Source organism: Streptomyces sp. NPDC047049, from assembly GCF_040643995.1.
GTDB lineage: Bacteria > Actinomycetota > Actinomycetes > Streptomycetales > Streptomycetaceae > Streptomyces > Streptomyces mooreae.
The window spans coordinates 1-14379 of the sequence record NZ_JBEYVM010000039.1 but is presented as its reverse complement, the minus strand read 5'-3'; the positions used below and the strand labels follow the sequence as shown (position 1 = coordinate 14379).

At 73.1% G+C, this 14379-nt stretch carries 15 protein-coding genes; 12 read left to right on the top strand and 3 right to left on the bottom strand.

Annotation, left to right across the window (positions count from 1 at the left end):
* Nucleotides 1-362 precede the first annotated feature (362 nt).
* The 10 genes from ABZ851_RS37180 (at nt 363) to ABZ851_RS37135 (ending at nt 10383) form a co-directional block, all read left to right on the top strand.
* The gene (locus ABZ851_RS37180; protein WP_361137134.1) at nt 363-1025 is read left to right on the top strand and encodes a hypothetical protein; all 663 of its coding nucleotides are present in this window, start codon (nt 363-365) and stop codon (nt 1023-1025) included.
* Between the two features lie 340 nt (nt 1026-1365).
* Nucleotides 1366-1839, top strand: coding sequence for a hypothetical protein (locus ABZ851_RS37175; protein WP_361137132.1), 474 nt, complete (start codon nt 1366-1368; stop codon nt 1837-1839).
* Nucleotides 1840-1918: 79 nt separating this feature from the next.
* A complete protein-coding gene (locus ABZ851_RS37170; RefSeq protein ID WP_361137130.1) occupies nt 1919-2137 on the top strand; it encodes a hypothetical protein in 219 nt (72 codons plus the stop codon).
* A gap of 95 nt (nt 2138-2232) precedes the next feature.
* Nucleotides 2233-2973 (top strand): hypothetical protein, encoded by a 741-nt coding sequence (locus ABZ851_RS37165; RefSeq protein ID WP_361137128.1) that lies wholly within the window; start codon nt 2233-2235, stop codon nt 2971-2973.
* A 181-nt stretch (nt 2974-3154) separates the two neighbouring features.
* The gene (locus tag ABZ851_RS37160) at nt 3155-4021 is read left to right on the top strand and encodes a hypothetical protein (RefSeq protein WP_361137126.1); all 867 of its coding nucleotides are present in this window, start codon (nt 3155-3157) and stop codon (nt 4019-4021) included.
* A 172-nt stretch (nt 4022-4193) separates the two neighbouring features.
* Nucleotides 4194-4436, top strand: a complete 243-nt coding sequence (locus tag ABZ851_RS37155) for a hypothetical protein (RefSeq protein ID WP_361137124.1) — start codon at nt 4194-4196, stop codon at nt 4434-4436.
* A 374-nt stretch (nt 4437-4810) separates the two neighbouring features.
* Complete coding sequence (locus tag ABZ851_RS37150) at nt 4811-6946, top strand: hypothetical protein (protein WP_361137122.1); 2136 nt, start codon at nt 4811-4813, stop codon at nt 6944-6946.
* A 500-nt stretch (nt 6947-7446) separates the two neighbouring features.
* Nucleotides 7447-8634, top strand: a complete 1188-nt coding sequence (locus tag ABZ851_RS37145) for a hypothetical protein (RefSeq protein WP_361137120.1) — start codon at nt 7447-7449, stop codon at nt 8632-8634.
* On the top strand, nt 8631-10082 hold the full coding sequence (locus ABZ851_RS37140) for a hypothetical protein (protein ID WP_361137118.1): 1452 nt from the start codon (nt 8631-8633) through the stop codon (nt 10080-10082). The genes ABZ851_RS37145 and ABZ851_RS37140 overlap by 4 nt, the downstream gene beginning before the upstream one ends.
* Before the next feature lie 10 nt (nt 10083-10092).
* Nucleotides 10093-10383 (top strand): hypothetical protein, encoded by a 291-nt coding sequence (locus ABZ851_RS37135; protein WP_361137116.1) that lies wholly within the window; start codon nt 10093-10095, stop codon nt 10381-10383.
* A gap of 20 nt (nt 10384-10403) precedes the next feature.
* Here ABZ851_RS37135 and ABZ851_RS37130 read toward each other — a convergent pair whose 3' ends face one another.
* Both ABZ851_RS37130 and ABZ851_RS37125 read right to left on the bottom strand, forming a co-directional pair.
* Nucleotides 10404-11144 carry a hypothetical protein gene (locus ABZ851_RS37130; protein WP_361137114.1) on the bottom strand — a complete coding sequence of 247 codons (741 nt, stop codon included), beginning with the start codon at nt 11142-11144 and terminating at the stop codon, nt 10404-10406.
* A 3-nt stretch (nt 11145-11147) separates the two neighbouring features.
* A complete protein-coding gene (locus tag ABZ851_RS37125; protein WP_361137112.1) occupies nt 11148-11537 on the bottom strand; it encodes a hypothetical protein in 390 nt (129 codons plus the stop codon).
* Between the two features lie 252 nt (nt 11538-11789).
* On the opposite strand from ABZ851_RS37125, the gene ABZ851_RS37120 reads away from it, so the two are divergent.
* Nucleotides 11790-12050, top strand: coding sequence for a hypothetical protein (locus ABZ851_RS37120; protein WP_361137110.1), 261 nt, complete (start codon nt 11790-11792; stop codon nt 12048-12050).
* Between the two features lie 10 nt (nt 12051-12060).
* The gene (locus ABZ851_RS37115) at nt 12061-13170 is read left to right on the top strand and encodes a tyrosine-type recombinase/integrase (RefSeq protein ID WP_361137108.1); all 1110 of its coding nucleotides are present in this window, start codon (nt 12061-12063) and stop codon (nt 13168-13170) included.
* 318 nt (nt 13171-13488) lie between these two features.
* Here the strand turns inward: ABZ851_RS37115 and ABZ851_RS37110 are convergent, their stop codons facing one another.
* Nucleotides 13489-14187, bottom strand: coding sequence for a hypothetical protein (locus ABZ851_RS37110; RefSeq protein ID WP_361137106.1), 699 nt, complete (start codon nt 14185-14187; stop codon nt 13489-13491).
* Nucleotides 14188-14379: the final 192 nt, after the last annotated feature.

The following is a 14379-nucleotide window of genomic DNA, read 5'->3' as shown; positions in this document are numbered from 1 at the left end:
TGGCGGGGGCAGCTCCGCAGGCTCCGCCACCCCCACCACCGCGCGGCCCACCGTGAAGTGCCGACCGACCGGAGGGACCACCCGCCCCACACCCGCGGGCCCCGCCCGTCCTGGCGGACCACCACCGCCGGCCCCGGGTATGTCCAGGGACCGCCAGACTCCCGGAGCCCAAGACTCGTGAACTCCCGAACAACGAAAGTTCACGTGTACAAGAGAACCCGGAAACCGCAACTGACCAGGGAAAACACCCGCCGCCCCGCTTGCTCGTGAACCGAGATTGCTGTAAAGTTGTCCTTGTTGGGAACGGGGAGCGGCACCCCACCCGACACCGCCAACACCGGCTCACGAAGGGCAACACACCCATGACTCGAACCACCCCGCAGCAGCGGACCGCAGCCCACCAGCTCCACCAGGCGCAGGCAGAGGCCCGGCCGGCCGCACAGCTGACGGAAGCCGAACGCCTCGACCGCGCCCGCCGCGGCGAACTCGCCTCGCGCCCCTGCATGGTCGAGGTCTACGTCTCGCCGATCATGCAGACCGCGTCCGTGCGCTTCACCGACGCGGAGGGGCGCACGGCCACCGCATCGGACGTCATCTCGCTCCCAGGCGCCGGGCGCACGTCGCCCCTCGCCGACGACCTGCTGTCCGCAGCCGCTGAGCTGATCGTGAAGCGCGGATTCCGCTACGCCGACGGCGCGTACTGGGATCTGACGCCGGGCGAGCCGCACCGGGCGCGGGTGGCGATCGTGCCGACCGCCGCCTATCTCGCCTACGTCGAGCGCCGGTTCGGCCCCGAGCCGGTCATCCCGGAGACCCCCGGCGTCACGTTCCGCCGCACGCAGCGCGGCTGGTGGGAGGCCACCGCCCCCGACGGACGGGTGCACGCGCTCACCTGGAGCCCCGCCGTGGACGGCGACGTGTGGCGGGTGTGGAGCGGACCGCAGTTCACCACCCTCGTCCGCAGCACCAAGCGGCTGGAGAAGGCGCTGTTCGTCCTCAAGCACCCCGCGCACGCCCGCGCCTGACGGTCTCCCGCCGTCGTGCCCCCGCCCGTGGAGGGGGCACCGCCAGGCCGCCCCCAGCGGCCGGCGCGAGGGCCGCCGAGCATGCAAGAGGGCCGGTGGGACACCCCGAAGGGTGACGGCATCCACCGGCCCAGCGTTCCGCCAACACCGCCCCGAAGGGCGGACAGGAACGTCGGCGCCATCGTAGCGCCCGAAGCCCCTGAACAGCGATTTCCCCAGCAAAACCGGTCCCGCATCCTTGCCGGTGGACCCAGATTGCTGTAATCTTGTTCATGCCGGAAAGGGGAACGGCACCCCGCTCCGGCACCGCCAACACCTCCACACGACAGGAGAACGCAAGATGACCGTCGAGCGTGACCTCACCGCCGGCCTGCCCGGCCCCCTCCACGGCGCCGCATGGGCGGCCGGACTGCTCCGCAACCTGTACGAGACCGACCGCGCCACGGATCGGCGCATCCTCGCCGAGGTCACCGACCTGCCCACCGTCGCCCGGCGGGCCGGCCAGGCCGGCGCCATGCTCCGTCGCACCGCCGAGGACGGCCGCGGCCGGGACGTGCGATGGCTGACCACCCAGGCCGCCATCTACCGCGGCCGGGCCCAGCGTGCTGCCGATGAGTTCGCCCGCCACCACGAGCGCGACGGCCGGTACCGCTCCGGTTTCACCTGGATGTGGGCCCAGGTCGCCAACGCCTACGCGTGGGCCGCCGCCCACGTCGAGGACGCCGCCACCGGCCCCGAGGAGGACGCGGCCGCGTGGATGTGCGCCGCCGCCGACCGGTTCGACTGGCTCACCCTCTCCATCCCCCACCAGTGACACCCCACGGCCCCGGGGGCGGGAACGGCACCCGCCCCCGGGGCCGACCCGCGCCCGCCAACCCCCGAAGGAACCCGCGTTGTTCGTGCTGTACCTGCTGTTCGGCTTCCTGATCTACACCGCCGCCGGCACCGCCCCGGGCGATCCACTGTGGGACATCCAGGCCGACCACGGCCGCCCGCCCCGCCGAGGGGAAATCCTCGCCGCCGTCGCCGTGTGGTGCGTCGCGCTCACCCTGTGGCCCCTCGCCCTGGTGCTGCGCTCCGTCCGCACCCTGACCCGGCACCGCGACCGCTGACCCAACCGACCGGCAGGCGCGGGCGGCCGCCAGCTCGCCCGCGCCGCCATACCCCCGGCCCCACCGCCGTACGGTGGTGGCCACCAACGACCACCGTGGTGGTCACCGAAGAACCGCGCGGCCCCGGCCGCCCCGACTCGCCGGCCGACGAGGCCGGCCCCGACGACGAAGGAGTGCCACCGGTGATCCCGCGCGGCCGCCCTACCCTGACTCTTCCGCAGGTCGCCGACCGGTTCGGCGTCAGCCTGTCGACGTTCAAGCGCAAGTACCGCGCCGCGTTCACGGCGGCCGTCGCGCCGGTCGACAAGCCACTCAAGCCCGGTGGCCCCCGGCCGCAGCCGTACCAGTACGACGAGGCCCAGGTGGACGCCTATCTCACCGCGCTCCGCGCGGCGGACATGGACACGGCCAAGGCAGCACGCGAGCCCCTGCCTGAACTCCCCGCCGGTGAGCACCCGGACGATCTGCTCACCGACAAGGAAGCGGCCGCCCTGCTCGGCGTCGACCCGTCGACCGTCCGCGCCTACGCCGTCACCGGCTACCTGGACAGCGAGGAAGTGAACGGCAGCTTCCGAGTCCGCCGCCGCGTGGCCGAGGCCCGTCGGGACGCCGGAGACCAGCGACACGCCCGAGACCGGGACGCCGCCGAGGTAGCCGGCTGGATCGCCCAGGCCGAGCAGGGCAAGCGCCCGCCGGTCACCACGGCCGAAGTCGCCGCCCACTACAAGGTGCCCGACTACACAGCTCGCCGCATCCTCGCCCGCGCAAGCGAGCACCACAAGACCGCCCACAGCGACCAGAAGCAGCCCCCCACCAGGGCAAACCGGACCAACTGATGCTACGCCAGGAAGGCCGTGACCCGCGGCGCCCGCTTGAGAATGGACCTAGATTGCTGTAATCTTGTGCATGCCGGGAAGGGGAACGGCACCCCACCCGACACCCGCCAACACCGCTCGGGGGCGGAACTCCCCACCCCCGGGCCGCGGTTAACGTGTACAAGCGAACGGAACGGAACCGATGACCACTCAGGCCCCCACCACCGCCGGCATCCCCGCCCAGGCCCAGTCCGACGAGCCCGCCACCCCGCCTGCCCCCGGTGAGTACGGCAGCCGCACCGTCAAGGCCCTGGAAGGCGCCTGGGAGGCCATCCGAGCCGCGCACCCCGAGGTGCCCCACGTCGTCATGATCACCGGCCGGGGGCTCCAGCTCCGAGGCGCGGACATCAGCGTCAAGTACGGCCATTTCGGCGCCGACATGTGGAACGTCAAGACCGGCCGCAAGCGCCGGGCGCCCGAGCTGTTCGCCAGCGGCGAGCTGCTGTCCAACGGCGGCCGAAAGACCATGGAAACCCTGCTCCACGAAGCGGCGCACGCCGTCGCGCACGCCCGCAAGGTCGCTGACACCAGCAGCGACGGCCGGTACCACAACAAGAAGTACGTGGCCATCGCGGAAGAACTCGGACTCAGGGGACCGGAGCGGCCCGTACCCATCCACGGATGGAACGACTGCACCATCACGGATGAAACCGCCCAGAAGTACAAGGCAGCCATCGAGGCCCTGGACGCGGCCCAACTCCCCTACCTGTACGACCCTCTGGCGGGCGGAGCAGGCGCTGCCGTCGCGGCGGCCGGCGACGACGACCAGGAGGACCAGGACGACGAGGAGGAGGCCCCGCGCAGGCCGAAGAAGCGCGGGAACACCCGCTTCCTGATCATCTGCCAGTGCACCGAGGAGGGCAAGGACGGGCCGCAGCCCGCCCGCCGCATCCAGATCAGCCGCAAGTCATGGGCCGCAGGCGGAGAAGACGGCGGGCTGATGTGCGGGGTGTGCAAGTCGCCGTTCGAGCCCGCCGAACCGATCGACCCGGACGAGGACGACGAGTAGAGACCCCACCCGGAACCCGGCGCAGCGGCCGGGTTCCGGACCGTCAATCTCCCTCACCAGTGCGACGAATCCCCCAAACAGGGACACTGAACCCCGGGAATCACGAAGAAATCTGCCCGCCACGCGGGCAAACGTGAATCACGCGGTCGGCTGTGGGTCTAGGATCTTGACCGTGGGAGCACGAGGATCGAAGACAGGCGCGCAACAGCGCGGCCGAACGGACACGTTCAAGCAGAAGCCGAACGAGAGCGTCCGTCCCGGTGTCCACCTGCTCCCCGGCACGCCCGAGCGCGAGGCATACGAGTTCCTGGTGTCCGACATGGGCGTCAGTGGTGCCGAAGTGCTGCGCCGGGCGTTGGTCGAGCTGTACCAAACGCAGAAAGCGCGCCGTAGCGCGCTTAGGGAGGCCGGATGAACGAACCGGCTTCGTGAACTCCTCTCCGGCACTTCCTAACCGGACGATTCCCGAAGCCACCGGGGTCTCAGCCGCTGCATTTTAGGTTCCCCAACCTGTTGCGCTGAGACTCCCGGTCCTACACAAAGTTGCACGTCAGCGCCGCTGTGCCGGTTTCCTAGGCCGACGGCGGGGGCTTTCGTGCGCCCTCATAGCACCGAGGAGCTGCCGCCATCGTAGCGCAGAGCCGCGGTGGCGGTCCTTTTTTGCCTTCAACCGGTGTGTCAAACCGACGATTTGTCGACACCGCGACCGCCACCCACGCAGACGTTTTGACCCGGTTTCTCCGGGAGTTGTCGCCGAGCCGGAAGGTCCGGCGGGCACGGTTCGTCGGCATGGACAGTTCGCGTGTACACGCGGAACCGGTCGCCGTGTGGGCCAACGCGTACCCGGACGTAGTCGACCGGGACGAGGTCGACGGCACGGCACCGGTCGCCATGTTCTTGGCTGGTCTGCGCAACCGCCGCGGCGGGCGCAAGGGCGACCGCTACCACGTGTACCTGTACGTCGTGTTCGAGCTGGACGTGTCGCAGGGCGGCGTGCAGGCGGTAGCCCGGGACGCCGAGGCGATCACGACGCTTCTTGCCGCGCACGGCATCCGGTCGGTGCGGGTCGTCTCCGGCCCGAGCGGGGGCATGCACGTGTGGGCGGCGTGCCCGCAGGGCCTCCCGCCCGCCGTGGTGGCCCGGATCGCGAACGCCGCGAAGGTGCTGTTCCCGACGCTGGACCGCACGCCGCTGCTGAACCCGGCCGCGGGCGCGGTCCGCCCGCCCGGGGCCCCTCACCGCCAGGGCGGCCACGCCCAGCTCGCCGAGCACTCGGCAGACGAGGCGATCGCCATCCTCAAGCGCGGGGCGTCACAGGCCGCGTTCGCGTCCCTGCTGCGCGACCTGGAAGCCCAAGCGCAGGCCCCCGCCCTGTGGAGCGCCGCCCGCGCCGCACTGGCCGGCCCGCAGCCGACCGGCAAGACCGGCAGCACGGGCGGCAAGGTGCCGCCGTCGATCGTGGCCCGCGGCCGGGTGATGCGGCCCGTGACCACCGACGAGGGCGGTGTGCCCAAACTCGCCGTGGCCTGGCGCCCCCTGACGGCCGCGGTGTGGCGCATGGCAAAGCGCCGCCCGCGCAGTACGCCCGACGCCCACCAGCACGCCGTACACCCGGTGCTGCGGGCCCTGGCCGCGGCCGGGTGGGACCGCGTCCAGGCCGCCGAGTTCGCCGCCGACCCCGTGCTGTCCCCGGCGCTGGAGTGGCTGCGCACCGCCAGCACCGCCACCGGTGAGCGGCGCCCGCTCACCGAGGCCGAGGCCCAACTCAGGCTCGCCCGCGCGTGGTGGCTGGCCGTCCAGGACGCTGCCCGGATGCCGCGCCGCCCCACCGACACCAACCCTAACGCCGAGCCGGCCGACAGCGAGGGCGCCGCCGCCGCCGCCGAGCTGCTGGCCCGCATGGAGGCCGCCGGCCCGGCCCCGTGGATCCGCCCCAGCGGCCCCGCCGACCGCGCCGTCCTGCGCGCCCTGGCCTGGCTGATGGCCGCCTACGGGCCCGAGGTGACCGCCAACGTGCGCCGCATGGCCGTGCTGGCCGGCTACTCCAAGTCCACCGCCGCCCTGGCCCTGAACCGGGTCACCTGGGACGGCTGGATCGAGACCGCCAAGGACGCCGACCAGGCCACCGCCAGCGGCCGCCGCGTCCGTCTCGCCGACGCCCACCAGTGCACCGGCGACGCCCACCACATGTGCGCCGCCCCCCGCTGCGCAGAACACAGTGAAACCGCAGGTCACCACGGGTCGGACAGAAGCGGAACGCCCCGCCCCCCGAAGGGGGGGGCGTCTGTCCTGAGCCAGCTCGAAGACCTGATTGCCCACCAGCAGGCCGGCATCTGGCACCGGTTCGGTCACCACGCGGCCCGCACCCTGGAAGTCATCAAGGACACCCCGGGCCTGAGCATGGAGGAGATCACCGCACGCAGCGGCTACACGGCCCGTACGACGGCCCGGCACTGCACCATGCTGCTGGGGGCCGGGTTGGTCAGGACAACGGCTCAGGGGACGATCGTGGCCACCGGCAGGAGCCTGTACGAGGCCGCGGCTGAGCTGGGGGTTGCCTGCCGCACGGTGGAGCTCGCCACGGTGGCCCGGGTCGAGCAGAGCGTCCACCTGTGGTGGTGCCGGGAAGAGGCGTGGTGGCAGCTCGACCGTGACGAGCGCCGCAGGCACGGAGCGCGCGCCGGCGCCGAGCAGGAGGTGTTGCCCGGCCTGGACCCGTACGCCCGCGCCTACCCCCGCCACCCCAGCGAGGAGCCCGGAGAACTCGGCGCCGCCGACCACGCCCGCGCGTTCGCCATCGAGGCTGCGCGACTGAACGCCGCCGCCCTGGCCGACGAGGCCGCCCAGCTCGCCCGCGCCGGCCGCATCATCGACCCCGCCCGTCTCGGCGCCGCCAACGCCCACGACCAGGCGGCCGCAGCCTGACCCCGCGGGCAGCAGAGGGCCGCGGCACGACGCCCCGGCCCGAACCGTGGTCGAGGCCCGGCGCGAAGGGCGACGACACACCGGCGGGTGAACCGGTAGGCGCCGGCTACCCCAGCGCGGTACAGTCGTCCTGCACCACCCGGTACGGGCCCGCCAAGCGCGACGCGCACACGAAGCCCGCACCGACCCGGGAACCGGTTTTCACACCGCTCCCGGAACCCGACGCCCCGGCCCGCCGGGGCTCCGGCCCGACAGGACCGCAGCGCGTTTCTCGTGTACACGCGAGAAACCGCCGGTTGGCGTGAGGCACAGCCCGCCGCCCGGAAGCCGCGCGGTCACCGGGCCGCACGGGCCCGACGAGGCCCGCCCCGCCACCACGTGGCGGAGGCCGACCGGGCGCACCGGCCGGGCGACCGTTCCCCCTCAGATTCGCAGCCGACAGTCAATTTTTAATTTCTGGATTACTGGAAACAGTAATCCAGAAATGCTAGACTGACGGCATGTCACAGACCAGCGCAGTTGATCCGTTCGCCTACCGGCACGAGGTGGAGAAGTCGCCGCCGCGGAGGGCGGCGCCGTACGCCGGGCCGCTGGCATGGGCCGAGGGCCGGATGTACGTCGACGGGGAGTATGGCGAGGTGATCGTGCGGGTGCACGACGCCGGCCAGCTCGGCAACGTCCGGCGCGAGATGACCGAGCGCTTGGCCCTGAACTGGGGGGTCTACCCGCGCCGGTTCGAGGAGATCGTGTTGTTCTCCCGTCAGGGCGGCCGGTTCTGCGGGGACGAGCGCCGGGTGGCCCGCCACGCGCTGAAGATCACCGGCGACGCGCTCAAGGTCGCACGGTTCGCCGCGGACCTGCCGGGCGTGCTCGCCGCGATCGAGCGGGCCGCCACGGCGATGATGCGCACCCTCGGCGGGTGGATCCGCGACTCCGCGCACGGCCAGCGCTGGGCGGACGTCCACGACGCCCGGCACCAGCGCGTCGAGCGCCGGTGGTGGCGCCGCTCGTACATGCGGCACCTCGCCGAGTGGATCGGCCCGGAGGCCCCCGAGGTTGAGGCGGACATGCCCGACTGGTCGGAGGACTGGCTGTCGCTGTGTGCGCGGATCGCCCAGGCCACTGCCCACACCGTCGACATCACCGCCGTCCGCGACCACATGACCGAGGCCCTGCTGTACGCCAAGGCCGCCCGCCCCGAGCCCCGCGAGGTCGAGGCGGAGCCGGCCCCGCGCACCCGGTACACCACCGTGTGGGAGGCCATCAACGCCCCGGCCGAGCGGTGCGACGAGATCGGTGACGTCGAGTTCCACGTGGGCGACCCGGCCGAGCTCGCCCGCGCAGCCGCCCGGCGCGACCAGCTCGCCGCCGACGAGCTGGCCGGCGCCGAGGTGATCGAGCAGCACGACGAGCACCAGGAGCAGACCGCCGAGGACCAGGTGGGCGCCGTCGCCGAACTCCCGCACCCGGCCGCAACCCCCCGGTTCACCGCCCGTCCCGCAGGCCTGCGGCTCATCGCGGCCCGGCCGTCGGTCGGCGGCCGGATTGCCGTCCGGCGCCCGGCATACGGCAGCATCAGCACCCGCGGCCGCCACCGGCCGCCGCACCATCCCCGCGCAGGCGGCACCCGCCCGCCGACGGCCGCCGCCCGACCCACGCACCGCAGGAAGGCCTCCACTCACCGATGAGCGACGAGACGACGACCCCGGACGGCGACGAGCAGCCGGCCGACGGCGCGGCCCAGGGCGGCGACGAGGAGGCACCGTTCGGCTACTGGCCCGAACCCTGCCGCAACTGCGGCGAGTTGATCGCCCGCACCAAGCCCGCCGGGGCCGGCCGACCGCCGGAATACTGCGACAGCAAGTGCCAGAACGAGGCCAAGCAGGCCCGCGCCCGCGAGCGCAACTCCCCCGGCCTGCCCGGCCAGATCGCCCGGCTCAGCGAGTACGTGGCCCGTCTGGAGCAGATCACCGACGGCGTGAAGCAGGAGATCGGCAAGGTTTCCTCTCCCGCCGGTCTGGAGGCCCGTCTTGCCGCCGCCCGCGCGGCCGCGCACCAGGAGATCAGCCAGGCCCAGCAGGAGGCCGCCGCCGCGCAGACCCGCGCCGCCGAGGCCCGCGCCGAGGCGGAGCGGGCGAAGGCGGACGCCGAGGCCACCGCCGCCCGCGCGGCCGCGGCGATCGAGGCCCGCGACCACGCGGTACGCGTACGGGACGAGGCGATCACCGCACGCGAGGACGCCCAGGAGACCGCCCGCCGGGCCGTCGCCGACAAGGACCGTGCCGAGGAGGCCCAGCGCACGGCGGAAGCCGCCCGCACCGCGTTCGAGGAGGAGGCCAAACGCGCCCAGGCGCGGGCTGCTCAGGCGGTCGAGGACGCCGGCCGGGCCGAGGAACGCGCGGAAGCCGCCCGCACCGAGCGCGACGAAGCCCGCCAGGCCGCCGCCGCCGCCCAGGCCCGCGCGGAGGCCGCCCAGGCCGAGCGTGACCGCGCGGTGGCTCGCGCCGATGCGGCCGAAGAAGCGCGTGACCACGCTCTACGCGAGCGTGACGACGCCCAACGTCGGGCCACCGAAGCCGCGGCGAAGGCCGAGGCCGAACAGCGACGGGCTCAGGACCGCGAGAACGAGCGTGATGACGCGCGCCAGGCGGCCACGGTCGCCCAGGCCCGCGCGGACGCTGCCGAGGCCGAGCGTGACCGGGCGATCGCCCGCGCGCAGACCGCCGAGGATGACCGCGGCCGCGCGCTTCGGGAGCGGGACGAGGCCCAGCGGCAGGCGACCGAGGCGATCGCCAAGGCGGAGGCCGAGCAGCGGCGGGCCCAGGACCGCGAGGACGAGCGCAACCAGCTCGCCGCCCAGCTCGCCCAGGTGCAAGGGCAGCTCGCCGACGAGGAGCACGCCCGTCGGCTCGCCGAGGCTGAACGAGACGAGGCCAAGCGCCGGGCCGAGGCCGAGGAAGCCCGTGCTCAGCGTGCCGAGGCCCGCGCGGACAAGGCGGAGGAGCGCACGGAGAAGGCCGAGGTCCGGGCCGAGAAGGCGCATCAGCGTGTCGCCAAGCTGACGGCGCAAGTTGAGCAACTGCGGGCCCAACTCGACAGGACGGCCGACGCACACGACGACGAGGACGAGGGGTGAGGTGGACAGCATGGCCGAACCGCCACGGTGCGGTGTGAGCGGGGTGCAAGCGGACCTCCCGCCACTGTTCACACGCACGGTCGACGGGCGGCCGGTGGACTTCGTCCAGCCCGCCGACACCGAGCAACCGGTCTGGTACGCCTACGAAGCCGGCCAGCCACTCGGGGCCGTGCACGCCGATGTTCTCGACGGAGCCACCGCGTGGGTGGTGGAGATGACCAGCGCACGCCATGAGGACCTGGAGGAAGCCGTTCGGGCCTTGCGTCGGAGCGATCCGGCAGGGCCGGGGCGAAACCGGTGACGACACAGGAGCCGGGGGTTCTAGCTCCCCGGGACCCCGACCCCGTTGCCTGCCGGGGGCCGGAGGGCACGTGTGACGGCCTGTGACCAGCGGGCCCGTGGTGCCGGTGGCGGGGTGCCGCGTCGCCGATCGCGGGCGACGGCCAGGAGAGCGGCGACACTGCCGCCGGTCAGTTCGCGTACGCGCTGTTCGAGGCTGGCGGAGGGGTGGCCGTAGCGCCGGTGGACAGCCTGTTTCGTCTGGTCCAGGTCGACGCCGATCGTCTCCCACGGCACCCCCTGAGCGAGCGCCTGGGCGACCGCGAGCGGTTCCAGGTGGTCGGCGATCTCACGCAGTTGGCGGGCGAGGACCAGGGCGGAGCGCGGGCGTTCGTCGGCGAGTTCGTGCAGGTTGCGGGCCAGTGCGCTGATCTTGTCCCGGTAGCCGTCGGGTACCTGCGCGTCCAGGACCGCGGCGGCGTGCGCCCGCCACACCGCGCGTGCCTCCAGCATGGCGTCATCGGGCAGCAGGGCCTCGCCGCCGTACGGGGTGTCGGGTCCCCGCCAGCCGCAGCGGCAGGCGGGGACCAGGGCGGTGGGCTGGTCGACGTCGGCCGCGCCGGGGCCGCTCCAGGTACCGCCGGCCCCGTTGGGCGAGTCGGTGAACTCGCGCTCGTACAAGGCCTGTCCGCTGCGGTAGGTGGGAATGGTGCCGTCGGCCAGCCGGCCCAGGACATAGCCGGTGTGCCGCTGGCCGCCGGGTGCGTCGGTGGTCCAGGCCACTGCTCAGCCCTCCCCGCCGGCCGGGCGGGCGGGCACGGTGCCGGGTTGCCCGTCGGACCAACTGAACTCGCCGTTGTCGTGGTCGTCGCCGGGGTGGCCGGGTTCGTCGCCGCACTGCTGCCAGGTGCCGAAGGTGTACGCGTCGCACGTCTCGGCGTCGAAGGGGAGGCACTGAGCCGTACAGCACTCGGAGTCGAGCTCAGCGGGCTCAAGGGGCGGAGGGAACAGACCGACCTCGGCGAGCACGGCATCCGCGATCTCCACGGCGGTCGCCCGCCCGATCGAGCGGTCCGCGCGTACGGCGGCCTTGACTGCCCGCTCGTACTCGTCGTCACCGAGGATGCGCAAGGGGGCGGGCAGCGGGACCGGCGTCACGGTCGCATTCGTTGACATACTGACACCCTGTCAGCATCCCAAGACGAATTCAATTCGCGTCAGCAATCCTTGACAAACATCGTGCGCGTCAGTAACCGCTGCCATCTTGCCGGATGTCAGCAGTCCGCCGCCGAACTTCGCGTGTACACGTGAAATGGCGTCCGGGGTGGTTTCGGAATAGCGGGGCGTTCGGCGGTCTGGCTTCCGGTAAGTTGCCTTACCGGAAGCCAGAACCACCCGTCAGCGACGACGCATTGGGAAGAGGAAGCCATGGCCACACCCTCGCCGTACGGCACCGACAACACTCAGGTTCCCTGCCCGCGCTGCCGCGGCCCCCTCGGCGACTTTCCCGAAGACATCGGTGGTGGATCCCGTGTCGCGGTCGAGCGGGACGTACGGATCTGCGGCAGGTGCGCGACGGACGAGGCGGTGCGGGACGCTCTTGGTCGCGCACCCCTGCCCTACGGCGAGTGGCCCCTGCGCGACGACCACCTGACGTGGGCCGACGTGCCCAAGGTCCCCGGGTTCTGACAGCTCGCCCATGCACGAGCATCGCGTGGCCACCCTTCCGACGCTTCGCCACCGTGCCCCCGTCCCGGCGCCCGTCGCCACGCGGGAGCTGTCCCCCGCCGCGCGGGCCGCGCTGGAGGCCGGCATCCCGGAGGAGACCCAGCGCGGCTACGCCGGCGACTGGCGCCGGTTCGAGCAGTGGTGCGCGGAGCACGGCCGCCAGGCCCTCCCGGCGAGCGGCGACACCCTCACCGAGTACGTCACCTACCTGAAGCGCACGCCGCGACCGCGGACCGGCCGCCCGTACACCCCGGACAGCATTGACCGGGCCATGGCGTCGATCGCCGTCGCGCACAAGGCCGCCGAGCACAAGCCGCCGTCGACCACCGGCGCCCGGCTCGTATTGCGCGGCTACGAGGCCGAGCTGCACCAGGCCAAGGACCCGGCCCGCAGGCCTCGCCGGGCCGCCGCCGCCACCCCGGCCGTCCTGCGGAAAATGACCGCCGCCACCGACACCACCACGGTCATCGGACTGCGCGATGTCGCCGCGCTGTTGCTCGGGTTCGCCCTGGCCGCCCGGCGTTCGGAGCTGCGGTTGCTGGACTGGTCCGATCTGGTCGAGGTCGAGGCCGGGTTGGAGGTCGAGGTGTGGCGGCCGAAGGTCCACCGGGACCAGCCGCTCGGTGTGCCGTACGGCAGCCACCCCGCCACGTGCCCGGTCCGCGCCGTACGCGCCTACAGGGCCCGGCTCGCCGAGGAGGGACACGCGCCGGCCGGGCCGGTGTTCGTGCGCGTCGACCGGCACGGCCGTATCGCCCGCCCGATGTTCCGCCGCGGCCGGGAAATCGGCGACCCGTCCGGCCGGATCACCGGCCGCGCCGTCGGCGACCTGGTGGCCCGTGCCGCCCGCCGGGCCGGACTTGACAAGCCGCCGGCGGACGTGCTGCCCGATCTCCCGCCGCGTTGGTCCGGTCACTCCCTCCGCCGCGGTTTCGCCACCGCGGCCAAGCAGGCCGGCGCCGATCTGCTGGAGACCGGGCGGCACGGCGGATGGGTGGACGGGTCGGCCGCGCTCGCCGCGTATTTCGAGGAGGCGGGCGTGTGGGACGACGCCAACCCGCTGTACGGCATCGGGCTGTAACGCCGTGGGCAGATGCCCGCTGTTGCTTTGGCAGGAGGACGGAGGACCGACGTGATCTATGGACAGCACCGGTTGAAGGGTGCCCCCGTGTTGGGCGTGGCCGCCGGCGTGCCGGGGCCGTTCGGCGTGGGAGGACAGCAGGACGACGACCAGGACGAGGCGCCCCAGGTGTCCGCCGAGCCGCCAAGCGGGGCGAACAAACCGCGTAGAAGGCGCGGGGGCCGACGGCGGCGGGCAGCGACGAGGACGAGCACCAGGACGTGAGGGAGGGGTGCCCCGAAAAACCCGGGGCACCCCTCCCTCACGTGCGGGCACCGGTCACGCGGGTGGGCACGGTGTCTCTTGACCGGTGGGCCACTGGATCTTGAGGAAGTCGCGGGAGTCGCTGCCGTCGTTGAACTGGTCGAGGGTGGCGCGGGGGACGGAGAACGGAGCACGACCGGGCACCTGGGCCCGCACGACGGCCGCCGAGAACGGCAACGGCGTGTCGTGGTCGACCCAGCCGCCGAGCTGCGTGCGGCCGCCGTGGAGGTCCAGTAGGGACGCGCCAAGCAGGGTGACGAGGCGGCCGCCGTCGAACTCCACCGCGGCCGGGCCGGTGGCGATCCCGCTGGTGTGGCGGGGCCCGTCGTGGACGGTTACGCCGTCGCGGACGATGGTCAGCACCCGTGGGCCGGCCTCCATCCACGGTGTGGTGAACGGGTCGCCGCCGCATTCGTCGGGGCCGGCGAAAAACCCGGCGAGGTCGGCGAATTCCTCGCCCGGTGTGCGGTCGGTCAGGTGCAGCTCCAGTCCGCCCGCGCCGGGGCGGACTTCGTATGTCTCGTACCAGGCCGGCATGTCGGGGGCACCCTCGTAGTGGACTGTGAGGAGGTCGCCGACGCGGGCGGGGTACCACGGTGCTGTGCTGAGGGAGCGGGCGCCGGACATGATGGCGTCGAGCTCGCCGACGATGTCGCGGCGGCGCTTGGCATGGTCGGCTTGTTCGAGTGGCGAAGCGGAGCGGATCCAGTCCACGGTTGTTCTCTTCCGGTTGCAGTGGCAGGGGTTGAAGGCGGAGGGTCACGGGCCGTCGCGGCCGGCGGTGGTGGTCCGCCAGGACGGGCGGGGCCCGCGGGTGTGGGGCGGGTGGTCCCTCCGGTCGGTCGGCGCTTCACGGTGGGCCGCGCGGTGGTGGGGGTGGCGGAGCCTGCGGAGCTGCCCCCGCCG